23 protein-coding genes and 1 pseudogene are annotated in these 22,096 nt (G+C 56.7%); 14 read left to right on the top strand and 10 right to left on the bottom strand.

Annotated elements, in window-relative coordinates:
• Positions 1-146: 146 nt before the first annotated feature.
• The 7 genes and pseudogenes from LOY34_RS16910 to LOY34_RS16880 all read right to left on the bottom strand — a co-directional run.
• Positions 147-437: pseudogene (locus tag LOY34_RS16910) on the bottom strand (IS5/IS1182 family transposase); the annotation flags it as partial.
• A 43-nt stretch (positions 438-480) separates the two neighbouring features.
• Positions 481-2,298, bottom strand: a complete 1,818-nt coding sequence (locus tag LOY34_RS16905; protein ID WP_258663623.1) for a hypothetical protein — start codon at positions 2,296-2,298, stop codon at positions 481-483.
• 213 nt (positions 2,299-2,511) lie between these two features.
• Entirely contained in the window at positions 2,512-2,799 is a 288-nt protein-coding gene (locus LOY34_RS16900; RefSeq protein ID WP_122869314.1) for a hypothetical protein, read from the bottom strand.
• Positions 2,796-3,767 (bottom strand): integrase domain-containing protein, encoded by a 972-nt coding sequence (locus LOY34_RS16895; RefSeq protein ID WP_258663621.1) that lies wholly within the window; start codon positions 3,765-3,767, stop codon positions 2,796-2,798. Before LOY34_RS16895 ends, LOY34_RS16900 begins: the two co-directional genes overlap by 4 nt.
• A gap of 953 nt (positions 3,768-4,720) precedes the next feature.
• Complete coding sequence (locus LOY34_RS16890; RefSeq protein ID WP_258663619.1) at positions 4,721-5,977, bottom strand: integrase domain-containing protein; 1,257 nt, start codon at positions 5,975-5,977, stop codon at positions 4,721-4,723.
• A 426-nt stretch (positions 5,978-6,403) separates the two neighbouring features.
• On the bottom strand, positions 6,404-7,306 hold the full coding sequence (locus tag LOY34_RS16885; protein ID WP_195884570.1) for an HNH endonuclease: 903 nt from the start codon (positions 7,304-7,306) through the stop codon (positions 6,404-6,406).
• A gap of 207 nt (positions 7,307-7,513) precedes the next feature.
• Positions 7,514-8,476, bottom strand: a complete 963-nt coding sequence (locus tag LOY34_RS16880) for a bifunctional GNAT family N-acetyltransferase/nucleoside diphosphate kinase regulator (RefSeq protein WP_159388894.1) — start codon at positions 8,474-8,476, stop codon at positions 7,514-7,516.
• Between the two features lie 427 nt (positions 8,477-8,903).
• Between LOY34_RS16880 and LOY34_RS16875 the strand changes: the two genes are divergently transcribed.
• On the top strand, positions 8,904-9,131 hold the full coding sequence (locus LOY34_RS16875; protein WP_195884569.1) for a hypothetical protein: 228 nt from the start codon (positions 8,904-8,906) through the stop codon (positions 9,129-9,131).
• An 81-nt stretch (positions 9,132-9,212) separates the two neighbouring features.
• On the top strand, positions 9,213-9,503 hold the full coding sequence (locus tag LOY34_RS16870; RefSeq protein ID WP_195884568.1) for a DUF3077 domain-containing protein: 291 nt from the start codon (positions 9,213-9,215) through the stop codon (positions 9,501-9,503).
• Positions 9,504-9,567: 64 nt separating this feature from the next.
• Here LOY34_RS16870 and LOY34_RS16865 read toward each other — a convergent pair whose 3' ends face one another.
• Positions 9,568-10,911 (bottom strand): hypothetical protein, encoded by a 1,344-nt coding sequence (locus tag LOY34_RS16865; RefSeq protein ID WP_195884567.1) that lies wholly within the window; start codon positions 10,909-10,911, stop codon positions 9,568-9,570.
• 112 nt (positions 10,912-11,023) lie between these two features.
• On the opposite strand from LOY34_RS16865, the gene LOY34_RS16860 reads away from it, so the two are divergent.
• The 11 genes from LOY34_RS16860 to LOY34_RS16810 all read left to right on the top strand — a co-directional run bounded on the left by LOY34_RS16860 (position 11,024) and on the right by LOY34_RS16810 (position 19,130).
• Positions 11,024-12,289 (top strand): phosphatidylserine/phosphatidylglycerophosphate/cardiolipin synthase family protein, encoded by a 1,266-nt coding sequence (locus LOY34_RS16860; RefSeq protein ID WP_195884566.1) that lies wholly within the window; start codon positions 11,024-11,026, stop codon positions 12,287-12,289.
• 187 nt (positions 12,290-12,476) lie between these two features.
• Positions 12,477-13,385, top strand: coding sequence for an NAD synthetase (locus LOY34_RS16855; protein ID WP_195884565.1), 909 nt, complete (start codon positions 12,477-12,479; stop codon positions 13,383-13,385).
• Positions 13,382-13,825, top strand: coding sequence for a hypothetical protein (locus LOY34_RS16850; protein WP_195884564.1), 444 nt, complete (start codon positions 13,382-13,384; stop codon positions 13,823-13,825). The genes LOY34_RS16855 and LOY34_RS16850 overlap by 4 nt, the downstream gene beginning before the upstream one ends.
• Before the next feature lie 136 nt (positions 13,826-13,961).
• Positions 13,962-14,135 carry a YhfG family protein gene (locus LOY34_RS16845; RefSeq protein ID WP_156160163.1) on the top strand — a complete coding sequence of 58 codons (174 nt, stop codon included), beginning with the start codon at positions 13,962-13,964 and terminating at the stop codon, positions 14,133-14,135.
• Positions 14,136-14,525: 390 nt separating this feature from the next.
• On the top strand, positions 14,526-15,434 hold the full coding sequence (locus LOY34_RS16840; RefSeq protein WP_258663615.1) for an NAD synthetase: 909 nt from the start codon (positions 14,526-14,528) through the stop codon (positions 15,432-15,434).
• 26 nt (positions 15,435-15,460) lie between these two features.
• The gene (locus LOY34_RS16835; RefSeq protein WP_195884562.1) at positions 15,461-15,868 is read left to right on the top strand and encodes a hypothetical protein; all 408 of its coding nucleotides are present in this window, start codon (positions 15,461-15,463) and stop codon (positions 15,866-15,868) included.
• 597 nt (positions 15,869-16,465) lie between these two features.
• On the top strand, positions 16,466-16,840 hold the full coding sequence (locus LOY34_RS16830) for a hypothetical protein (protein WP_258663612.1): 375 nt from the start codon (positions 16,466-16,468) through the stop codon (positions 16,838-16,840).
• Positions 16,837-17,340, top strand: coding sequence for a hypothetical protein (locus tag LOY34_RS16825; protein WP_258663610.1), 504 nt, complete (start codon positions 16,837-16,839; stop codon positions 17,338-17,340). Before LOY34_RS16830 ends, LOY34_RS16825 begins: the two co-directional genes overlap by 4 nt.
• 1 nt (position 17,341) lies before the next feature.
• On the top strand, positions 17,342-17,752 hold the full coding sequence (locus tag LOY34_RS16820) for a hypothetical protein (protein WP_195884559.1): 411 nt from the start codon (positions 17,342-17,344) through the stop codon (positions 17,750-17,752).
• 43 nt (positions 17,753-17,795) lie between these two features.
• Positions 17,796-18,233, top strand: a complete 438-nt coding sequence (locus LOY34_RS16815) for a hypothetical protein (protein ID WP_195884558.1) — start codon at positions 17,796-17,798, stop codon at positions 18,231-18,233.
• Positions 18,234-18,263: 30 nt separating this feature from the next.
• Positions 18,264-19,130 (top strand): hypothetical protein, encoded by an 867-nt coding sequence (locus LOY34_RS16810; protein WP_195884557.1) that lies wholly within the window; start codon positions 18,264-18,266, stop codon positions 19,128-19,130.
• 77 nt (positions 19,131-19,207) lie between these two features.
• Here LOY34_RS16810 and LOY34_RS16805 read toward each other — a convergent pair whose 3' ends face one another.
• Entirely contained in the window at positions 19,208-20,545 is a 1,338-nt protein-coding gene (locus LOY34_RS16805) for a ferric reductase-like transmembrane domain-containing protein (RefSeq protein ID WP_195884556.1), read from the bottom strand.
• A gap of 323 nt (positions 20,546-20,868) precedes the next feature.
• On the opposite strand from LOY34_RS16805, the gene LOY34_RS16800 reads away from it, so the two are divergent.
• Positions 20,869-21,171 (top strand): hypothetical protein, encoded by a 303-nt coding sequence (locus tag LOY34_RS16800; RefSeq protein WP_408980885.1) that lies wholly within the window; start codon positions 20,869-20,871, stop codon positions 21,169-21,171.
• A 72-nt stretch (positions 21,172-21,243) separates the two neighbouring features.
• Here LOY34_RS16800 and LOY34_RS27540 read toward each other — a convergent pair whose 3' ends face one another.
• Positions 21,244-21,999, bottom strand: a complete 756-nt coding sequence (locus tag LOY34_RS27540; protein ID WP_371128676.1) for a methyl-accepting chemotaxis protein — start codon at positions 21,997-21,999, stop codon at positions 21,244-21,246.
• Between the last annotated feature and the right edge of the window lie 97 nt (positions 22,000-22,096).

The following is a 22,096-nucleotide window of genomic DNA, read 5'->3' as shown; positions in this document are numbered from 1 at the left end:
TGGTGTCAAAGGGGCGCTACGTGTAGCTGAACGGCCTGAAACCCGCCATTATCCATGAGCGTTACAGACTCGGCCACCGTGGTGTTTTTACTTGTCAAATCCATTGAAGGAGACTTATGAATACGAACATCCGGTGAGGTTTGGACTCTGTACGAAACCAGCTGTCGTAAACACCGCAGCGAACAGTCCAGCGAGACCATCGCAGAAAAGCTGGCCGCGAGGTTGTCGTAGCGGTTACCAATCAGGTGGTTGTCTTTCAGCCAGCCGAACATCCGCTCAATGATGTCTCGTCTCGTGTATTGGGGCTTGTTGAGCCGGCGGGGTGCAGCGGGCTTTGGCTTACGTATCATCTTGCGCAGCGGGTTGACTGGCCGCATTCGATAACGGTCAGAGTGCTGACGAAATGCCTCTGCGTTATAGCCCTTGTCGGCAACCAGCCTTTACTGGGTCAGTTTTCGGTCAGCGGCAACAGTCACACCGTCATTCCTGACATATCACGCAGCCGAAAGCTCCAACCTCCGTACAGGCAGCAAAGAAAGACGACAATAACCAATAGAGCTGGACGAAGTAGGGGCTTGCAGTGTGGCCCGCTGCGATGTCCTGAAACGCTTTCTCAACCGCGCCCTTGCTCAGGGATGAGGTCACGATGGCCACCCGTTTGAAGGTGTGAGGGGCATTCCTGCAAAACTCCACTGCAGTTCGAGAATCTGCGGTTGTGCCTCGGCATGTGCGATGAATGCCTGTTTTTACCCTGTTGTTGGTATAAAGCCGATTCCATCGCGCGAATTTCTTGGTCATGGCCGGCGCGGGCAAATTGAGATTGCCCAGGTTTTTGATAGCCTGGCTGACAGAAACGTGGAACGCGCTCGCGCCGAGAGTCAACTCCCCGTGCTTGGCATGGTAGAAGGTGATTCTTGGAGAGGCTGGATCCGTTCGGAAGCCAATGAAATCAGCCCATTCGTCACCAAGATCATCGCAGACCATAACATCGTCTTCGGGCGCGACCGTCGATAGTACTGCGCCGAACGTGGAGTCAAGATCGAACGTATGATGGACAGCGGTAAAGGCACCTTTCTCGTCCGTGACAGTAGCCAGCTCTGCATTGCCGAAGAGGTAGCCCAGGAACTGATTGCCACCGTTCACCAAGGAGTCGTCCTGGTAAAGGTTGCCGTCCAGATAGGCAAAGCGAGGCTGGTCGAACAGGACAATGTACGTGTCTTCTTTGTCGATGAACTGCTTAAGCAGAACGCGACCTTCGTCCGCTCCTAGAGCGAACTGTGTGTCCTCGACATAGACATCGGCGAGCAGAGGTAGCGTGAGGCGTTTCAAAGCGATTCGCGTTTTGTTGATCGCGAGTTCGCCCACTTCGACGCCTGTTGCAAGCTGGGACACGAGCAGTTTGCCGGCGGCGTTTTTGGCAACTCCTAAGATGTCTGTCAACTCTGCGAGTATCGGATCGACTTCTACCTTTGGCAGCTCTCGATAGCCACCTCCGTCCCGCTTGACCAAACGAATAACTTTGTCGTCAAAGATGGCCTGTCCGAGGATGGCGGTATCAACCGCAAATTGGGTAGGGCTAGCCGTCAGATCCGATAGCTCCAGCGGTCGGGCGAAAGCTGCCAGAAAAGGGGAGGACGATGGCCTTCCAGGTCGAGGGTGCAGGCGGTCAATGATACTGCAGGCATAGTCCACCAGTTCCAGGTAGCCAGCACGATCCGCTCGAAGTGAAATCCGGCCGGTTCGCGGTGTTGTTGAGAAGTGCTCGTCCGCCTCTGTGAAGCTGTAACCCAGCGGGGCAAATCGAGCCGAGGAGGCCATGCCCACGTTGTTCTGGAGGTTCTCGCCCTCAAGTGTCTTGCTGCGCAATGCAAAGCGGGACAACGTCATATGGCGCAGCCGAACCCGGGCAAATACTGAATCCTTGCTAGTGAGTCCACGGTCAACATCTTGGGAGCTGATGCGCTGCAGGTGCCGCTTGGTGAAATCTGCGGGGACGTCGATCTGGGATTTGAAAATGGCGACGTAATCACGGTGCTCGACGATCAGCAAATATCCGGTTACTCGGTCGATCACGTCGTCAGCGTCAGGTAGGAAAGCTGGTGTCTTGTCGAATTGAAAGCATAGAGCAGACCAGATTGATGCCCCGTGGGCCTGCCGTATGAAAGAGAATAGGTTGTTCGAGGGAGATGTGTGAGCACATCTGATCGCCCGGAACAACGCCGTGATTGCGCCCATTGTGATCGGAGCTTTTCGGCGATAGAAGTAGCAGGATTTGCTGGCTTGAAGCTCATCGATCATGTCCGTTTCCCTACGGCAAGGGGTAAAACGTGGAGTCCATCAACTCGATGAGGGTAGCCCAATGCCACTAAGACTGTATAGATGGATACGCTTTAACAGAGCATGGCTGCTTGCGAGCAATCATAGGCTGACATGAAGGACTGCTAATGGTGGATTACTTCCTGTAATGACTGACCGGTTTGGATCGTCTGTAGTCGGTCGTGACTATCAAAATCAGATCCTCTCTCTGGGGGGCAAAGTCCATGATTTTTCTAAACGACGAACGATCAGCCGCACGGTCAGCAAATAGTAATACCGCGTCGCGTCGCTGCGTCGATCTAGGCGATGTTCAAGGAACCAAGCCACATGCTTTCTCTGCCAAGCCCAAGGCGTTTTTCGCTGCCAGCGCTCTGCAATTTCAGTCTGGATGATTTTCGCCTGTCGCACATGGCGTTGCCGGGTTGCGTGCGAGCCGGTCAGCACGCCAGCCAAAAACAGCTCCATATCGAATGGCTTACTCATGACCACCCTCCAATGTACGCGGCGACCACGTCGATCCGCCCGTGCCCCAGCTCATAGCTGATTTGTCTTCGGGCCTGACGATCAAGGTTCTTGCCTACATGACCACCGTTGATAGGGGAGCGGTGTTGGGTGATTTGTTCATAGCGCTCACACGCGTACGCCGCTCGCAGCTCATGGAAGCCTTTGAGGTTGTGTGCATGCAGGATGTGCCGTGCAGGCCGGACGACTTCCTTCACAACGTTCAGGTAATTTTCATTTGGGGCAATCAGGTTGCGGCTACCGGCAGGCGACACTTGCCGTGCAAACCCAAGTGCACGTCGAACAATCTCGTCCACCGCAATCCAACGTGGCGCCGAGGCGCCGGCGCGGCCGCCTTTGGTGCCATCCTGAATGTTAATCCTGCCTTGGTCGTTAGCCTCACGGCTTAGCCGAGGCAGGTCGGCCAAGATAGCCTCACGCAAGCGCATGCCGGTGGCTCTTGCCAATAGGACGATCGCGGCGGCCCGTCTCTGGTCACGGCTGCAAAGCGCATCGACGATCTGCATAACCTGCTTGCGGTCCTGGCCCTCTGGCACCGACTGACGAACACCGTTGCGCTGCATACCCAGCGCCTTGCTCGGGCTGGACAATTTCACGCACTGATCACCGCGAAGCGCCGCCATGGTCCTGTTAACGCTGGATAGCCGGTTTTGTGCGGTGCTGACGGCGAGGTCACCGCGCCCAACCACTTCGCGCAGATACGCCGCGTAGTCGGCCAATACCTTCCGATCAATCTGCCGCGCATCATTGATACCGGGCCCTTGTTCGGAGCGGCACCACTTCACGAATGCCTGCCACCGATCGCAGTGCGCTTTCACGGTGCCGTAATGACCGCCGCCGAACATGTCTCTCAGCGCTTGCGGACCTGCGTAGCTCAATTGCCTGCCGTAGCCGAAATTACGACCATCGCGTTTACCCACCAGTGCCATGTCGCTTACCTCATCTTCCGCTCTCCGATCCACGCCCCACGTCATCCCGCCAAGAATGTTGAGTGTTATCAGGGATCAAGGCCCCTGCGACCTGTGGGGAGTGTCCACTACGCGGGACTGGCGGCTCCTTACGACCGGGAGCTTGGGCATCTCATGATCTGGCCTCCTGAGCACTTCCGAAGAAGTGGGCGGGTGGAGGCTGCACTGGCTGACGAGACCGGCGCCGCGAGATCCTGAGTCGGGTGAAGGCAGTGATGTGATGACCGGGGCATGCCTGGCTGTCAGTCAGGTGCAGTCCATTCCTTGGGCTGCGGCACCATCATCTGCATCGCTGTTGCTGGTGACTTCGGTGTTTGTCACGCCGATCGTCACGAGGGGGAGTGCCGCAAAGCCTTGTACGAGTTGGGCTGCAGCAGCGGTAGGAGCGCCCGTCTCTTTCCAGGAGAAAGAGACGGGCGCAGGTTGGCCCAAGATTCGGCCAAGCGGATAGGTTGCTGCAGGGCAGCGAAGTAGGATGTGTCGTCTGGCGCACGAGGACCATGATCTGAAGTAGGCATCCATCACCGGGGAGGTGACCGGGCGAGCTGCCGGACGCGAATCGCCTTTTGGGGGGAACCACCGCGGGAGCGGCGTGACCTTCAAGGTTCGGGCCACCTGGGTTGCTGTCATCGACAGCGCTTGCACGGCCAGTTCTACGCCTGTGGATAAACCCGGTCAAGGGCCGAAATTCAGCGTTACTCTGGACTTGGAGTGAGGTTATCCACCTATGGAGTTCCGTGGTAAACCCCGGACAACGTCGTGGCTTTTAGCTTTTCAAGGTGAGGTCCTTCCAAACAGGGCGGCTTTGCAGCCCTGTTTGGAAGGACCCGCGCTTACAAGCGGATAAACGAGACTGCTGGCCTGAATCTTGAGCGCTCAGTTGCTGTCGCCGCCGTTATTGCGCCTGTACAGCGTTAGCGGATCCGCACCACGTTCTTGTCTCTGACTTGGCCGTATGCTGAGGCAAGCAGGCTACCGGTGGCGGCTTTCTGGATGTACTCACTCCACCAGGCCATCATCGGACGCCGGCGCTCAATGTAGTCAGCGCGGTTGTAGGCACTGCGCACCTCATCCTTGTCGATGTGCGCCAGTGCCACTTCGATGAGTTCCGGGTCCCACCCATGTTCATTCAAGATGGTGCTGGCCATCGAGCGCATGCCGTGGCTGACCAACCGATCCTGGAAGCCCATGCGTTTCAGCGCCATGTTGGCGGTCTGGCTATTGGCGTGGGTGCGCGGATTTCTGTCAGCCGGGAAGATGTATTCGCGATGGCCGCTGTGAGTCTTCAGTGACTCCAACAGTGCGACAGCGTGATCACTCAACGGGATACTGTGTGGGCGGCGCTTCTTCATCCGCTCCGGAGGGATAGTCCAGACACGCCTTTCAAAGTCGATGTCTGCCCAGCGAGTAGTCGCCGCCTCGGCAGGGCGAGTCATCGTGTGCAACTGCCATTCGATCAGGCACCGGGTGGTGCGCTTGATGCTGGCGTTCGCGATTTCCAGCATGAGCTCGGGGAGCTCTTCGGGCGGAAGCGCAGCCATGTTCTCTTTCTTGGGCTTCTTGAATACCGCTCTGATGCCGCTGAGTGGGTTGGCGAAGATCAGGCCGGAGTTTACGCCGTAGGTCATGATCTCGTTTAGCCGCTGACTAAGACGCTTGACCGTCTCCAGGCTGCCTTTCGCTTCGATAGGGCGAAGTAATCCAATCACCATCGGCGCGGTGATTTTCACCAGCGGTGTCGTTCTCAAGTCGGGGAACACATGCAGCGTGAGCGACCGCCAGATGTCTTCGGCGTAGGCCGGGGTGACCGAGTCTTTCTTGAGCTCGAACCAGGCGGTGGCCACGTTCTCGAAGGTGTGTTCCGTTTCTGCGCGCTTGGCTTCATTCAGCGTATTGCGTTGCACCTTCGGATCAATGCCCTGTGCGAGCAGCTCGCGCGCATCGACTGCCATCTTTCGTGCATTCGCCAGTGACAGTTCGGGGTAGGTCCCGAAGCCGATGTTGATGCGCTTTTTGGTCACCGGTTCGCGGTAGTTGAAATTCCACAGCAATGAGCCGTTGCTGCGAACCCGGAGCTGCAAACCGTCACCGTCGGTGAGGACGTAATCCTTGGACGCGGGTTTGACTCCCTTGAGCTGTCGATCGGAGAGGCGGAGATTTTGAGCAGGCATGAGTTTGTCCTCAGGCACTGTTTCGGTATTCCAAAGATTAGCACCGGACGGACTGGAATACCGTCTGGAATACCCGAACGGTTGGAACTCAAAAAATCTCAGAAGACCGTAAAAGCGCTGGAAGCCCCGGATTTGCTGGGCTTCAGGCACAAAAAAAGACGTCCGTGGACGTCTTTTTTTGATCATTTGGTGGAGCCGGGGGGATTTGAACCCCCGTCTCACCCTTGTTCAATATTGGTTTCCTCAGGGGCTGGTCGAGCACATCGAGTCCGAGATACTAAGCAAACCAACCATTGTCCCCTTGAAGCCTGAGGTTCTATAGTTGCAGATCTTTTGCCTTGTCAATTGATTTTGATTTCGGGCAAAAAGGACTGTGTAGATCAGAAAATCTATGGAGCGGAGTTTACTCGATCTGAAAAACGCCCCCTACGCAAAACTAAATCGCTTGCGGTGCTTCTCAAGATAGCGGCGATTGCCCTCACTCAAGGTGGGAATCGATGTGTACTGGTCCAGCCCTAGAATTTTGTGTTCCTCCGCTGCCAAATCGTCGCTGATCAGCAGTTGCCCATCCTCACCAAAGGAAATCAACCCACAGTCGAAGAGTCGATCAATGTGGGTGGCCAGCAGCAATCCGTTGTCTGTATCCAGTCGGGCTTTGTTGTCGGCTAAGGCCCAAGCTTGAATGTGCGAGGCGACGAGGAGGTTGGGATTTTTTAGCCCGGTCAACGCACACTTTTTCTCCCAGCGTTTGAGCAAGCCTGTTCGAAACGCGCCCTGGCCAACTCGAGCCTTTACGAGCGCTTCTCGAGTCGTAACGGAAGGGCTTTTTCCTGGCGATCCGGCATCTACGAGCTGGTCTTCGTAGTCAGCAACAACCTCGGCTTGTTCCAACAAATACAGCGCAGCATCGGCAGGCAACTGCGCCATGTAGATCTGATTCACACTACCTCTGTTGTTGAACAACGATGGCTCCGTACGGGCATCAAATTGCGCCTGGTAGGTGGTTGCAATGTCGTCGCTGCGCAAGAGGTGCTTGAGGTCGGTGAGGGTGATATCGACTCGATACCCTTGGTTACTCCACTCGTTGAACGAGCGAGTTGGAGGGCGTTCGGCTTGGTAGGCATCGCGCTCGGCTTTGGCAATCGCGCGTAGGTAGTTGTCGTGGTAACAGAAGATCAAGTCTCCGGCTTTAACCTTACCGACGTTGTCCCAGTGGCGACGGGTTTGTACCTTGCCGGCTTGTGTACGCGAACTCAGTGGGGCCCAGAGAAAATTGCCGGCCCTGGCCTCTTTGTGCGTTGTACCTAGGTTCACCCAGAAAAATTGCATCTCGCGTCCTTACAGGTCTGGCATATCGCCAGCAACCATACCGCGAGATCCTACGAAAATGAAGGAATGGTCCTACTTGTTGTTACCAAATCGAGCGCAGGAAGGAGGTCCTCTGGCCAAGTCCTGATCTTGTCCAGCATGTCTGCATCAGGCACGGAAATCGTTGGGGATCCTCGTGCCTGATGGAGCACTTAGCTAAAGGCTCAATTACAGGTGGAAATCGCCCGCAGCCTCCGGCTGGTAAAGCACTTTCCTGATTCCGATCCGGCGAGTCCGGTCAGAAACCCGCCAGTCGATGGCGTCCCCCTCCTGATAGCCCAGGATGGCGGCGCCGATGTCGGAGCACACGGAGTACTTTCCGGCGCTGCTGTCGGCGTCTTCAGGGTAGACCAGGGCCACTTCGATCTCTTCGTCGTCCAGCTGCAGCAAGGCCCTGGAGTTCATCGTGACGACGTTGCGCGCCACCTGCTGCGGCGTGACGACAATGGCGCGCTCAAGCTCATGTTCGAGCTCAACAACGGCCGGGCCTTGCTCGAGCGCGATCAGGCTCTCGAGCCTGGCCTTGTCGATTTCGGTGATGTAGATCTCAGTGGAGTCGGCAACGGCACCTTCGCGCAAGAACTGCAGATAGCGCGCCGCGGTCATGGAAAATGACTTCAATGTCGGTGTTTCGCTTTCAAGCAGAAAGCCGCTGCGCACAAAGGCTTTCAGCGAGCGGGTGTTGTCGGGGTGGATTTTGGCGATGAGCTTCTCGGCGCGCATGTCGAGGAAGGCCAGTTTCATGCCTTCGCGGATTGTGCGCGCGCCAAGGTTTCGGCCCCATTTGTCGCTGTCTCCGATGACCAGGACGATCTCGCAATTAGGGCCGGTCTTGATCAGGCGGACAAAGCCCACCGGGGCGTCATGCCGGTCGTAGGCCATGAAGAATCGGCCGCCCCGGTTGAATAGATGGGTCAGAATCGGCAATTGGGTTCGATCGATAACTTGCTCGATGGAGCGGGAGACATGACGCGAATCGCTCAAGTAGCAGGTAACGCGCTCATCTTCCAACCAATCCATGAGCGTCAGTGCATGTGCCCGAGTAATTTCCGGGCACAGCGAAATGAAAGGCTTGTTCATCTTCACCACAGTTATTTGGAAAGAATGAAAGCCCTTCATGGCTATGGCCATGACGGTTCTTTCGGCAACCGGCCATTTTATGGCAAAAAGCTAGTGAATGGCGAATAGCCTGCGCACTCTGGCAGGCTTTTGCCGTTCTTTTCGATGACCTTGCCGATGAACATCCGCCCCTCAAATTCTTCAGAATTTCCTGATTCCCTGTAGTCCATTTCCCAATCATACTCCCACCGCCTTTAAGCCATTGCAGTGGTTCCTTCAGCGCTCTAGTCTCCGCCAGTCGTTGCCAATTCAACGGCCGGTTTTGACAGACCGAATTCAAAGTGAATCCGCATGTGCACGCGTTATGGCGGCTGTACGTGGGGCACCTTCGTGTGCGCCGGGTTTTCCTTTGCTTTGCCGGTCTGTCAACCCACGTATGGCTGCCACCTTTTGTTTGACAGCAAATGTGTGGCGGCTCCGTAAAGCAAAGGAGTTCGCAATGTTAAAAATCGTCCCCGACCCACCTCACGACCCCAACCATTCCCTCGAAGACCTCCTGGTCCAGACCTCCGAATACCTGGTCCGCGCCCAGACCATCGCCCGACAATCCGTCCTGCTCCACCCCAAAGCTCCCGACCAGGTCCTCACCTTGGCAACCCTGCATGAAATCGAACACGCCCGTGTTCTGGTCGAAGTGGCCTTGAGCAAGGTGCAGTCACGCCACTGAGTTGCCAATAAGCAGATGCCCGCGTTGCTGACGAAACCGCTTGGCAACGCGGGCTAGCGATTTCAGCAGGAGGACCTGTCAATGGATGAGGATTTGAAAGCAGCCAGCACCTTTAAGACCGCCGGCGTCGCGGCCTTCGGTGAAGGCGAAAGTGGGCTCTGCACACAAAGGCTGTTCCGCGTCGAGCCCGGCCACAGTGCGGCGTTCGCTCTGGAGCAGTCGTCGCTGCTGATGGGCTGCGTAAACCGGCTGACCCTGCAGGCCGGCATCGAGCACGACCCCGAGCTGGTCTGGGCGGCGCATTACCTTAGCGGTATGGCCAAAGCCCTGGTGGAGGATGTGGCTCACGCCATGCTGGACCGGCCGCAATGACGCAGCTGTTGGACCAGCGCTCGCCGAAGAGGCCGAGGCGATGACTGCGGGCGGGCAGCGCGGGCTAGTCCTGCGCCTCGTCTTCAAGCAAACGCAGCACTAGCGGCTCGATATCCAAAGTGCCTTTATCAGTAGCGTCCAGCAACTCCAGGTTCAACACCCAGTGTTTTTTCCCACGGCTCACTAGCTGAATCACCCCGAGATCCTCAAGGATCGCAGCCAGTCGGCTCGATTCCGGCACTCGCTGTTGCCGGTTGATTGCCTGGTAGTAAGCGGTGCCGATGCCTTCTTCGCTGGTGCCGGCCGGCACGCCGTCGGCGCTGTTGGCCAAGGGGAATTGCCCGCGACCGAACTGCTGCCACAGGTAGTTGAGGGTGTCGTTGATTACCTGCAGCGGGTAGCGGGTGATGCTCTTGCCCAGGGTTTCGAAGCCCTGGTCGGTTAGGCGATAGAGAAAAGCCTTGCGCTGTTTGGGCGTCCAGCCTTCAGTCCAGCCGACCGTTGGTGCGATCATCGCGCTCTGGCTGGTAGCCTTTGGCTGCGAATTCGTTACCGTACCGCCGCCCAGGTCGTAGCCGATCATGAACAACGCCGCTTCCAGGCGCCGCAACGGGCTGCTGCCTGTACCGTCGTCCAGGTTGAAGCCGCTGTGCTTTGCATTGTCATGGGCGAGCACCGCCGCGAGTATCTGGCTGGCGCGGATGTTCCACTGCGCGTGCAGCGTTCCGCCCTGCAGCGGCGGGAACTGCAAGTTGCCCTGGGACGGATCGCGCTGTTTGCAGATGCCCTTGTTCGGCCTGGCCGACGCCCAGGGGAAGGCCAGCTCGGGCGGAACTTGGGTAAGTTCAGGCTCAACCTGCTTGCAGAACTTCACCACCGCCCAGCCCAGCGCGGCAGCAACGCGGCTGTCGTAAATCACCAACTGCTTGCAGATCAGCGAGTAGACCTTGGTCATGCCGGCGTTGAAGCGCAGCTCGGGGTCCAGCAGCAGTTGATGATTCAGAGCGCCGCTGTCGATTGCGTCGCGAGTGTCGATCAACAGCTGGGCCAAGCCCTCTGCATTGTTGGTCAGCCAACTGACGTTACCGTTTTGTACGCCACCCCAGATCATCACATCAATGGCCGCGCGGCTGGCGGCGAGGTCTTCAGGCGCGGGCGCCAGGGCTCGTTGCAGTTGCTGCTCAAGCGCCGTCAGTGCGCGGGTGTTGCTGGTGATGTCGCTGCCCTTGCCGATGTCCAGGTGCGCAATCGCCGGGTGCGGCCAGTGGTAGGTCTCATAGGCGTTGAACAGGCTGCTGCAGTGCCAGGGCTCGCCACTCATGCGGTTCTGGTAGCCGTGGGCGAGGGTGGCGTTGTCCAGGTTGGCGCTCATCCATGCAATGAAGGCATCGAGCAGGGGCTGGGCCATGGCGGTTTCCTTGTAGGGCGGCTTGGGCGTGCGAGGGGCGGGATTTTGGGCCAATCGGCTGATAGTGGCAATGTAGTATTATCGGCAGAGATTCGTACAAGGAAGCCGACGATTGAAGTTCACTAGCAATATCGTGCCGCTGATAAAAGAACAGCTGCAAAACGACAAGGTTGATCTGAAGATTTTCTCGCCGTACCTGACCGGTTCGGCAGCGCTGGAGATTGCCCAACTGGGTAAAAGCGCCAAGGTTTATACGTTGGTCAATGTGCAGGTGCTTGCGTCGGGTGCCTCCAGTTACAGTGCCATCAAAGCCCTCCTTAAGAAAAAGATCCCGGTTTACTACCTGCCCAATCTTCACGCGAAGATGGTCGTTGCCAAGGACCGCTTTGTGACTTTGGGCAGCCAGAATTTTACCGAGCGGGGTGCGACTGCGAATTTTGAAACCAACGTTCGCGTTCGTGGGGTCAGTAAGGGCGTTGAAGCATTAGTGGCGAAGATGGAGCGTAAGGCCACTTTGCTGACGTCGGGCTTTTTGGAGTCGGTTAACAATGCTGCGAAGGCGCTGGCTGGCAAATACGATACGTTGCGCAAGCAGGCCGAAGAACTGGATCGCGACTTGATTGCTGCTGAAAAATCGCGCGCAAGTGTGCAACGCGGCGAGCGGGCAATCGATGCCGAGGTTCGCTCGGAACTGGCCAAGCGGCCACAGTCCAACCCCAGAAAGTGCACCATCGTTTCGCGTTACGATGAAAAAAACGCCAAGCTTCAACATTCGTTGAAAGGCGAAGAACTGTTGACCTGGTCCGTCGGCAAGGCCCCCCACGAGCTCAAACCTCAGCACCGCTATTTGTGTATATCCGGTGCCGGCAAGCTCGGCTGGGTCAGGGTGAACAGGACGGTGTACTCGTTCATCGAAAACCAGATTGATATGGAAAAGGGCGAAATCAGAGGCCAGGTACAGTGGGAGGTTGGCGTTGATGCAACCGAGCAGGCGTGCAAGGCGAGGAGGGGCGGGTACAACTTGCGTGTGGCGGTTGCTGACCACCAGGGTAATGAGCTGTGCCATGTGTTCATGCGCTACAACACCGAAGACCTTGATATCGATCCTGCCGTCTTGCTCAGGAGCACAGACACGCCCAAAGCGCCGATTGCCGAGCGACGCAAGGCAGCCGAATGGATCAACGCCAATACGCAGAGCTTCAAGGAAGATATCAAGCGGATTATCACGACACCGTTCAAGTTCCAGGAAAAACTGACCGGAGATCGAGCAGACAAATTCTTCGGTGGCGATGGCACTTCGCACCTGCTCTGCCTGGTCGAGTTGAGCTCAAACGTAGCGTTGCAGGTGATTGACCCGGTGGAAACAATGGCTGGGTAACAGGTCTACAAACGCCCTGATGGTTTCTTCCTACAAGGCATTGTTTTTATTCTAGTTGTGAGTGTGTAGGACGACATAACCGGCAAAAATACACTTCTGAAACGTTGATTTTTAGCTGCTAAAACTAGGCCGCTCAAGCGCCTGCAACCTTCGGGTTTGCAGGCGCTTTCACGTTTCAGGAGACCCCATGAACGACTCAAGGATGAGCGGGCTTGGCGCGAGCCCGTCGCAGTACTTTGCGCGCCAGCGGATTGAAAGCCTGGTCAATGTGCCGAGGCTGTTTGCAGCGATTGATACCGACCCCGGGATCGTCGGGGCAGGGGTGGTGTATATCGATGCGGACTACAACGTGGTGACGTTGCGGGAGTTTCGGCCGATTTGTAGTGTGCTGCCCAAGCGGGTGGTGTTGCAGGAGGTGAAGCGGTATTTGACGCCTGAGCAGTATGTTGAGCAGGTAATGGAAGCACCACGAGACTCACGTCTATGGGGGGAGATAGCTAACTTGGGACTAGCCTGTGCCAGCGCAATCTTCAATCTGGCAGCGATTATGACGGGGGGGTTATTTACGATGTTCTCAGGTCCTGTCGGCTTGATGATCCTCTATGCCGGGGTTGCAGGTACCGCTGCGTCTGGGTTGCTTTGCATCAACAGTGTTTTCCGAACAGGACAGGAGCTGATTGATCCTGAGGTCCTCGATCGTCTGGATGAAAAAATTTGGTATCGCTCTATCACAGAACTTCTTGATGGAGTTTCACTTTTGGGAACAGCTGGGACGACGGCGACAGCAGTCAAATTTGTTCAGGTGCGGAAAGCCACCACGGGCGCTAGTTGGTTTGACATCACTCGAACTTTGAGCCGCCAGCAGCGCAAGGCGCTGACAAAGGAGTTATTGCTCATAAAACACCCATCGTTGACCGCCAAACAACTCAAGCTTCAGCAGCAGCTTGGAGCAATCTCGAAGCGCTATACACCCACTCAGATCAAGCAAGGAACCACTGCGTTGATTCGCGAGTCGATCGGAGGGGTATTGGGAGTTGGGGGAAGCAGTGCTGTACAGTCAGTAGCGCTTAGCCTAGTCGAGGGAAGTGAATCGTGATCAGTCAGGCCCAGATGTGGGTATTTATTCGTCGATTCTACCCGTGTTTGATCGGTACATACCTATTGGCACTTTTCGCTACGGCAATGGCTACATTAAGCGTAATCAATACCTATTTTTTGAAGCACGCCTACGAGTCAGAGCTTGCGATGGGCATGCTGGCGGTAGGTACGCTGGCGATCACGTTAGGGACCTTCATCCTGATTCGTGGTCGCACTTGGGCGGTATGGATGATTGTTGTGCTGCTGTTTGTTTGCTTCCTTGCCACGCTCTCAACCTACGGTCGGTCATCTCATATGCTTCTGTTTGTGGCCTCATTGGCTGCATCCTTGTTCGGTTTGCTAGTCATCAACAGCCGACGTTACCGCCAAATGTGCAAACGTGTGGTGGTCATACGCAGGATGCGGAATCGATGGCTAGCAAGCGGTGGTAAAGCATGATTGGCAAGGTAAGCAGTACAGGCCTCATCGCGGGGCAAGCCCGCTCCCACTGTGGCCGACAGAGGTTAGATGGAGAAGGGATGGCCGTTCCTGGAGTTGTTGCCCAGCGTCATTGCCCAGCCATGAGGTCAGTCCTTTGAAAGCGCCAAGCTTGCACGCCAAGAAAGCCCATTGCGCCAAGACACGTCAGTCCAATTATTCGGCCAGCCTGCGTCTCGCAGGCATCGATGTCACACCGGATGATGCTGAACGCAAGCTACCTGCCCGTGAAGCGATCCTCGAAGCCTATCGACAACAAGCCAAGGGCTAATGCTGGATCAGTATGGGGTAGGTCAGGATCCATACCGCTATACCGGTATGACGATTCAAGACGGCACTCTGCTGCGCGCTTAAGATTTGTATCGAGTGTCTGGCATGACTATTGGCACGACTTAAACCGTGTGCATAGCAGACGTTTGTCGTATCACTCGTGTACACCGGTCCAGGATATCGGCAACTAGCAATCTGATGGGGCACGATCATTCAAGCATAAAAAGATGCGTCCTACGCCCCCTTCGTTTACTTCCTGTTTTGAGCGTGTAGGACGACACACACAGCAAAAATACACTTCTGAAACGTTGATTTTTAGCTGCTAAAACTAGGCCGCTCAAGCGCCTGCAATCTTCGGGTTTGCAGGCGCTTTCACGTTTCAGGAGACCCCATGAACGACTCAAGGATGAGCGGGCTTGGCGCGAGCCCGTCGCAGTACTTTGCGCGCCAGCGGATTGAAAGCCTGGTCAATGTGCCGAGGTTGTTCGCAGCGATTGATGCCGACCCCGGGATCGTCGGGGCAGGGGTGGTGTACATCGATGCGGACTACAACGTGGTGACGTTGCGGGAGTTTCGGCCGATTTGTAGTGTGTTGACTAAGCGGGTGGTGTTGCAGGAGGTGAAGCGGTATTTGACGCCTGAACAGTATGTAGATCAGGCCATGCGCACACCTCGGGAGTCACGGGTGTGGTGGGAGGCGGCAGGTGCGGCGCCAGCGTGTATAGGTCTGATTATCAGTGCCGTGGTGATACTCAAGGGCGGCATGATGACAATGTTTACGGGGCCTTTGGGTTTAATGGTGTCCGCTGCCGGTATTTCCAGTATTGTCGCAACCGGGCTCCAATGTGGGATCGGTCTTCACAGGGTTTATCAGGAAGTGGTCAACCCAGAACTCAATGACCTGCTTGATCAGCAAGGTTGGTATCGTACAGCCGTACCCATACTTGATGTGGTTTCACTACTTGGCGTGGTATCAAACGCGCTGAATACGGTGAGATTTCTGCTGGTGCGCAAAGCAGCAACGGGCGTCAACTGGTATGAGATCACCAGAACCTTGAGTCGACAGCAGCGCAAGGCGTTGACTACCGAGCTGTTGTTAATCACGCATCCTTCTCTGACGGCTAAACAGCTCAAGCTGGCCCAACATATGGGTACTATTCAAAAGCGCTACACACCGACAGAGCTCAAACACTCGACTACAGCAATGATCCGAGACTCGATTTCAGGTGCTCTTGGCGTTGCGGGCAGTAGTAACATTCAAACCATAGCATTGAGCCTGTTTGAGGAGCCTGAACAGTGAGACCTGTCGTAAACGTACGAACCTTCATGCGCCGCTATTTTCCTCTACTGTTCACGGCATATTTCCTGACCATTTTTGCGTGCTCTATAGCATCAGCCAATGTAATCAACGCTAATTTTGTGGCTCATCCACAAGTATCGGGAATTTCGCTTGGCATTATTGCCGTGGGGGTCTTGGTCACCAGTGTGGGGAACTTCATTGTGATTCGGGGGCTGTCGTGGGGCATCTGGATCATCGCTGTTTTATTGGTAGTATGCTTGCTGACGACGCTGGTGACTTTTGGCGGCTCTCCTTACAAATCTGTAGTCCTGATGTCGGGTTCCATTCCTCTGCTCGCGTTGTTCCTGATTAATAGCCGACGCTATCGGCAAATGTGCAAACGTCTGGCTGTTGTCAGGCGCCAGCGAGCGCGTGGCGCGTGGCCGTTACTTTGAGCCGTGTGGTAACTGAGAAGAAGTATATGATCAGCGCCGAGCTATGGAACGCATTCGTGCGTCGGTTTTTTCCAAGGATGTTAGCTGCCATGTTCTCAACGATCGCTTCCTTCACGTTGGCAACGCTTAATGTCTTCGATGTCTACTTTTCAGGCTTTCCACATAAAGTGGAATATGCCTTCGTCTTGCTCTCCGTCGGGGCTGCTCTGCTGAGCGCGGGGCAATTTTTTGTCATGCGTGGGCGCGTTTGGGGGGTATGGGTGATGGTTGCACTTTTGTGCGCTTGCCTACTAGTGAGCCTTTCAACCTACCCTCGTTCTTCCTACAAGCTCTTAGTGGTGATCTCCGTTTGCGTTTCACTATTTTCTTTGCTGCTGCTGAATAGTCGGCGCTACCGTAAGATGTGCAGACGCTTGATAGCTATACGCCGGATGCGGAATCTAGGAATAACAAGCAGGGGGCGTCTGTGAAAAAAATACCGGTTGTATTCGCTTCATCAATTTCAGCTCGTATTTGTGGGGCTGAGTAATGAATCCCTTCGTCAACGTTCGTACCTTTACGCGACTCTATTTCCCGCGGCTGATAGCCGTAATCTTGATGACTACCGCTTCCTTCTCGTTTGCCACTTTGAATGTAACCTATACCTTCTTCCATAAACATCCCTATGAAAATGAATACGCTGTCGGCTCTGTAGTGACTGCTGCGTTTTTGCTGTCCTTTGGCAGCTACATACTTATCCGGGGGCGGGTATGGGGCGTCTGGGTGATCGTTGGGATTCTGTTGGCTTGTTTTCTCGCCGTGACTTCAACTCTCGAGAGAACGCCTCATAAGCTATTTGCCGTCTTTTCTCTATTGGTTTCTCTGTCGACACTGCTTTTAATCAACAGCCGGAAATTTCGCCAGATGTGCAAGCGTGTGGTGGTCATACGCAGGATGCGTAATCGCTGTGCGGCGGGCGGTGGTAACAAATGAATGACGAGGCAAGCAGAGCTAACCGCATCGCGCGGCAAGCCCGCTCTCACCATAGCCGGTGGCAGATGGGATCTTTAAACGACATGCTCCTACCTGCAGTCGTTGTTCGGATGAAACGATATTATCCGTGCTTCGCAGCCGGTTTGTTCCTAACACTTTTCGCCATGACTTTTGCGACGGTACATGTTCTTGGTGTTTATACACATGACCTTGAGTTGTTGCTGTTAGCAGTCTTGACAGCCACATTTGTGTTAAATGCAGGTCATTTTATGTTGCTACGCGGTTTTACCAACGCTGTCTGGCTCACCGTCACATTTGTAGTGATTAGCTTGCTGGCAACGCTCTCGACATACGGACCCTCCACCCATCGAGTATTTTTCACAGTTTCGTTAGTCACTTCATTGTTAGCCCTGCTCACGATCAACAGCCGCCGTTACCGGATGATGTGCAAACGCCTGGTGGTGATACGTAAGCAGCGTAAAAAGTGGAGAGTCCGCTGAGATGAGCATGGCTTCGCGGTTTTCACAGCGCTACTTCCCCGTCTATGCCGCAGCATTGATGTTGAGCTGTTTTTCCTTCTCACTGGCGATAGCACTCGCGAGCCTGATTCATTTCAAGACCCATCCCGACCTACCCGAGTACATCATTTCTTCACTCGTGGTCTGCTCTTTGCTGCTGAGCGTGGGCAACATGCTTCAGCTTCGAGGGCGGCGCTCCGGCATATGGCTTGTCGTCATGGTGCTTGGCGCGTGCATGCTACTAACTCTTTCCACCTATGGCCCCCGCACGCCCATGCCACTTTTTACCCTGGCGCTGTTGGCACCGTTGCTGGCTCTGCTTTTGTTCAACAGCGAACGACACCGCGAGATGCGACGGCGGCTGATGAGGTTGCGGCAGAGGGAAAACCGATGAAGAGACGAGTCCGTTTAGCAGGTCTGGCAAGGAGAGCGACCCTGTGCTAGATCTAGCGCAATTGCCGGCCTTCATACGGCGCTACTACCCCACGCTGTGGAGCGGATTTTTCCTAGCAGTTATATCCCTCACCTGCGCATCCATTCGCGCTGGAGAGACCCTCTTCGCAGGCAACCCCGCCGAGCCCGGATACATCGTCGCTTTTATCATGCTGGGATCATCCACCCTCGGCATCGGCCAATTCGCTGTAATACGCGGCTACTCATCCGGAAACCGTGCAGTGGTCGGGCTGTTGCTCGTTTGTCTGGTTGCCTGCGTGCTGACCTATCCCTTTGCTCACGATGCACTCCTGGCAGTGGTTTCAGTAATTGCCCCCTTGTTGGCGCTGTTGGCGTATAACAGCCGCCGTTATCGAGAGATGAGCAAAACCCTGTCGGATATCCGGCGCAATCACTTCAAGCCTGTGTCTGGCAAACGATAAAATCGAACCCTCACCCTCAAAGGTTCACGGATGAATCACCAAGAACAAATCAACGCCTGCCTGCGCCGCAATTTCCCGCTGCTGACTTTAAGCTGGTTGCTGTCAGTTGCTTCCCTCATGAGCCTGATGCTGGTGATTAACGGCGCACACTCTCTGAGCGCCATGAGTTCATCCGACATCTTGCGCGGCGTGAAGAACGGCGTGGTTATCCCGACCCTGCTGCACCTCTTGCTGGTGTGGGGGAGCACGCGGTTGATCTGGTGGTTGGTGGCACTGCTGGTGTGCTGCTTGCTGGTCGCTTTGGGGATGTATGCCCAGCGTCCACCTGGGCTGGTTTATTACCTGGCGCTTTTCTGTCCCCTGGCTGGCCTGCTGGTGTTCAACAGCCAGGGCTATCGGCGGCTATATGCAAGGTTTGTCGAGATCAGCAAGGCTCCGCGAGCCAAGCGCTTGCCGGGGCAGCCTGTGGATGTGTTGCGGTATCCGGGGATGGCGGCGTTTTTAAGGCGCTACATGGGCCGATCTTTCGCCGCGTTTTTCTTGACCATGGCCTCTATTGCGCTGGCAACGGTGCAGCTGGAGTACGCCTACTTTGCCGGGCATCTCGAGAACATGGGGTATGTGCTGATTGTGATTTTGCTCGGGGCGGCGGTGTGTGGCGTAGGCGCTGGTCTGATCGCTAACGGTTTTGCCTGGGGGGTATGGTGTCTCGTTGCGGTTGCGGTGACGAGTCTGCTGATGGCCATCGCCCGTTTGGGAGCCGGTCTCCATCTGTTTTTTTCCGCGACGTCGATTGCACTGCCCTCGGTGGCGCTGGTTTTGTTGAACAGTCACCACCATCGGCAGTTTTGTAAGCGTTTTGCTGTGGTTAGGCGGTTGCGTAAGGCTGGTCGGTAATGTGCTGGCCTCATCGCGGGTCAAGCCCGCTCCCACACGGTTCGGCGATGCTGGTGGCGGCTGCGCCCGCCTGATCGTCAGCGCATCTGGAACAACTCCTGATGGAAGTCTTTCGGCTTCAGCCCATGGGCCACCAGGTCGTCACGCAGGGCCTGGCCAAAGTCCGCAGGGCCGCAGTACCAGAAGCTCGCCTGCTGCCAGTCGGCAACTTCCTGGCGCAGGCGTTCGCCATTGAGCCGGCCATCCTGGCCCGACACCAACACATGCAAACGCACGCCAGCAGCGGCCGTGTCGGCGCGCAAGTTGTTGATGGCGTCGGCTGCATACACGCCGCACGGGTGGAACAGGTCGATACTGTGTTGCCGGTCCGGCTCCAGCGCCAGTTGCTTGAGCCGGGCCACGAAGGGGGTGATGCCAATGCCGGCGCCGATCCAGACCTGCCGGGGCTTTTGGTCTTCGAAGGTGAAGCAGCCGTACGGGCCTTCTACCGTCACCGGGTCGCCTTCTTTCAGCCGCGTTGGCAGCCGCCGGGTGTGGTCGCCCAGGCCTTTGGTGATAAAGCGCAGTTGCGCCGCTTGCGGGTCCCAGGCCGAGGCGATGGTGTACGGGTGCGGCCCCTCCGATTCGGATGAGGTCACAAAAGCAAACTGGCCAGCCTGGTGCCCGGGCCAGCCCGCTTGCAGGGCGATATGGGTTTCCAGCAGGTTCGCCTGCGGGTAGTGGATCAGGGTTTGGATCTGGCCCTGGACCTTGCGCTGCTTGCCGATGCGCTTGAACAGTGCCTGGAGCGCCGCCAGCGTGCCGCCGACCAGCAGCAGTGCGGTGACGATGCCGATGGGTTGCAGCCAGTAGTCGAACTTGAGCAGCACCACGGTGTGGAGCACCAGCACCAGATAGAGCGCCGCCAGCACCGTGTGGGTCTTGGCAAACCAGTGGTACGGGAAGCGCTTGACCAGGGCCAGGATGATCAGCACGCCGATGGCGTAGAACGCCCATTCCCCCAGGGTTTCAGCCAGGCCGCGCTGGCTGCGCAGCGCCTGCTCGATCGCGCCGAGTTCCGGCGCCGCGCCGCCGCCCTTGGCCGGCTTGACCAGCCAGCCCCAGCCAACCGCCCACTTGGTGCCCTTGGCCCAGACCCAGTGCACGCTGGCGAATATCAGGGCGCTGATGCCGAGCCATTTGTGCAGCCGGTACATTTTGTCGAGCCCGCCCAACAGCGGTTCCGGGCGGCGCGGGCGCACGGCCAGCATCATCGCCACGCTCATGGCGGCGATGGCGATGACGCCGGTGTATTGCACCAGCACTGAACGTAGCGAGAAGTAAGTCAGTGGGGTGGGCACAAAGGTATCTGCCAGTGCCCATAGCAGGGTCAAGCCGATGAACAACGTCCACAACACTATCTTGATGCGCTTCAACTCTACTCTCCACCGTGAATGGTGTAGACATTCTCGGCATTAAACGGGCAGTTGCGGGCATCTGTTTATTGGTTAACTAGTTAAATATTGATATGGATCAATCAGTTAGCCAATAAAGTAAAACTTTTCGCTGGACTTTGCTGTGAACGTTACTCATTACGCCTTTAGCGGATCGCCACCGGGTTGATAGTCGACGGGGACAATCTGTTTTGCCCTGGGAGCACGGATGACCGGGTTTTGCTGTACTACGGCATGGCTGATAGCATTCGGCCATATTCTACGGAGGGAATGCTGTGGCACGTTGTTTTTACGGACGGCTAGGGTTGGCCCTGGTACTGGTGTTGGCGGCGTCTACGGCGTTGGCGGGTAATAAGCCTTGCTCCGGGCGCAAGGGGGGGATTGCTGGATGTGATGGCGATCTGTTTTTGTGTAATGACGGGTCGATCAGTGCGTCGAAACGCAGTTGCACGGCGTATACGGGCGGCAGTGCTGCGCGGCCTTCGCTGCAGCCGTTGCGCGGGGCGAGTGAGGGCTGTGGTTGTGGGACCGGAAGCTTCTGCACGGGGCCGCGGGGTGGGGTGTACTGCCTGACGCCCAGTGGCAAGAAGAGTTATCGGCGGCGGTGAGATCGTGCATTGGCTGCTGGCCTCATCGCGGGTCAAGTCGAGTCGTCGCACCGCCGCTCCCACAGGGGAGCGCTACACCCTGAACATCTGCATCAACCCCTGCTGATGATTGGCCAGGCGGTTCAGCGCCTGGCTGATCTGCGCCGATTCTTGCGCCTGCCCCGACAGCGACTCGGTCACATCGCGAATCCCCGCTACGTTGCGGTTCACTTCTTCGGCCACCGCGCTTTGCTCCTCGGCCGCCGAGGCGATCTGCAGGTTCATGTCGGTGATCACTGTCACCGCTTCGCCGATACGCTGCAGCGCCGGTAGTGCCTGTTCGGCCTGGGCGACGCTGTCCTGGGCCTGGCGGTGGCTGCTGTGCATGGTGTCGACCACTTCGCGGGTGCCTTGTTGCAGGCCTTCGATCACCACGCGGATTTCGTCCACCGAGTCCTGGGTGCGTTTGGCCAGGTTGCGCACCTCATCGGCCACTACCGCAAAGCCGCGCCCGGCCTCGCCAGCACGGGCCGCTTCGATGGCGGCGTTGAGGGCCAGCAGGTTGGTCTGCTCGGCGATGGCGCGGATCACTTCCAGCACCGAGCCGATCTGCTCGCTGCGGCTGGCCAGTTGCTGGACTTCTTGCATGCCGGCGGTCATTTCATTGGCCAGGCGTTCGATCGCCTGGGTGGTGTTGCGGATCATGCTCAGGCCTTCGCGGCTGGCAAGGTCGGCGCCGCGCGCAGCTTCGGCGGCTTGCGCGGCGTTGCGGGCGACATCCTGGGCGGTGGCGCTCATTTCCTGGGAGGCTGTGGCTACCTGGTCGACCTCGCGGTATTGCTGCTGCATGCCGGCGCTGGTCTGGCTGGCAATCGCCGCCGATTGGTCGGCGGTGCTGCGCGCATCCTGCACCGAGGCTTTGACGTCGGCAATCACCGGTTGCAGC

The organism is Pseudomonas sp. B21-009 (assembly GCF_024749345.1).
Taxonomy (GTDB): Bacteria; Pseudomonadota; Gammaproteobacteria; order Pseudomonadales; family Pseudomonadaceae; genus Aquipseudomonas.
The sequence above is the reverse complement of the archived record's forward strand: the minus strand, read 5'-3'. Positions and strand labels throughout refer to the sequence as shown.

What these genes read in the sequence shown, in the direction of transcription:
- LOY34_RS16890 (WP_258663619.1), bottom strand. Translation starts at nt 5,977, where the DNA reads ATGCCTGCTCAAAATCTCCGCCTCTCCGATCGACAGCTCAAGGGAGTC.
- LOY34_RS16905 (WP_258663623.1), bottom strand. Translation starts at nt 2,298, where the DNA reads ATGATCGATGAGCTTCAAGCCAGCAAATCCTGCTACTTCTATCGCCGA.
- LOY34_RS16885 (WP_195884570.1), bottom strand. Translation starts at nt 7,306, where the DNA reads ATGCAATTTTTCTGGGTGAACCTAGGTACAACGCACAAAGAGGCCAGG.
- LOY34_RS16855 (WP_195884565.1), top strand. Translation starts at nt 12,477, where the DNA reads ATGAACGACTCAAGGATGAGCGGGCTTGGCGCGAGCCCGTCGCAGTAC.
- LOY34_RS16880 (WP_159388894.1), bottom strand. Translation starts at nt 8,476, where the DNA reads ATGGCCATAGCCATGAAGGGCTTTCATTCTTTCCAAATAACTGTGGTG.
- LOY34_RS16820 (WP_195884559.1), top strand. Translation starts at nt 17,342, where the DNA reads ATGAGCATGGCTTCGCGGTTTTCACAGCGCTACTTCCCCGTCTATGCC.
- LOY34_RS16865 (WP_195884567.1), bottom strand. Translation starts at nt 10,911, where the DNA reads ATGGCCCAGCCCCTGCTCGATGCCTTCATTGCATGGATGAGCGCCAAC.
- LOY34_RS16840 (WP_258663615.1), top strand. Translation starts at nt 14,526, where the DNA reads ATGAACGACTCAAGGATGAGCGGGCTTGGCGCGAGCCCGTCGCAGTAC.
- LOY34_RS27540 (WP_371128676.1), bottom strand. Translation starts at nt 21,999, where the DNA reads ATGCAGCAGCAATACCGCGAGGTCGACCAGGTAGCCACAGCCTCCCAG.
- LOY34_RS16810 (WP_195884557.1), top strand. Translation starts at nt 18,264, where the DNA reads ATGAATCACCAAGAACAAATCAACGCCTGCCTGCGCCGCAATTTCCCG.
- LOY34_RS16835 (WP_195884562.1), top strand. Translation starts at nt 15,461, where the DNA reads ATGCGCCGCTATTTTCCTCTACTGTTCACGGCATATTTCCTGACCATT.
- LOY34_RS16895 (WP_258663621.1), bottom strand. Translation starts at nt 3,767, where the DNA reads ATGGCACTGGTGGGTAAACGCGATGGTCGTAATTTCGGCTACGGCAGG.
- LOY34_RS16830 (WP_258663612.1), top strand. Translation starts at nt 16,466, where the DNA reads ATGACTACCGCTTCCTTCTCGTTTGCCACTTTGAATGTAACCTATACC.
- LOY34_RS16825 (WP_258663610.1), top strand. Translation starts at nt 16,837, where the DNA reads ATGAATGACGAGGCAAGCAGAGCTAACCGCATCGCGCGGCAAGCCCGC.
- LOY34_RS16875 (WP_195884569.1), top strand. Translation starts at nt 8,904, where the DNA reads ATGTTAAAAATCGTCCCCGACCCACCTCACGACCCCAACCATTCCCTC.
- LOY34_RS16870 (WP_195884568.1), top strand. Translation starts at nt 9,213, where the DNA reads ATGGATGAGGATTTGAAAGCAGCCAGCACCTTTAAGACCGCCGGCGTC.
- LOY34_RS16900 (WP_122869314.1), bottom strand. Translation starts at nt 2,799, where the DNA reads ATGAGTAAGCCATTCGATATGGAGCTGTTTTTGGCTGGCGTGCTGACC.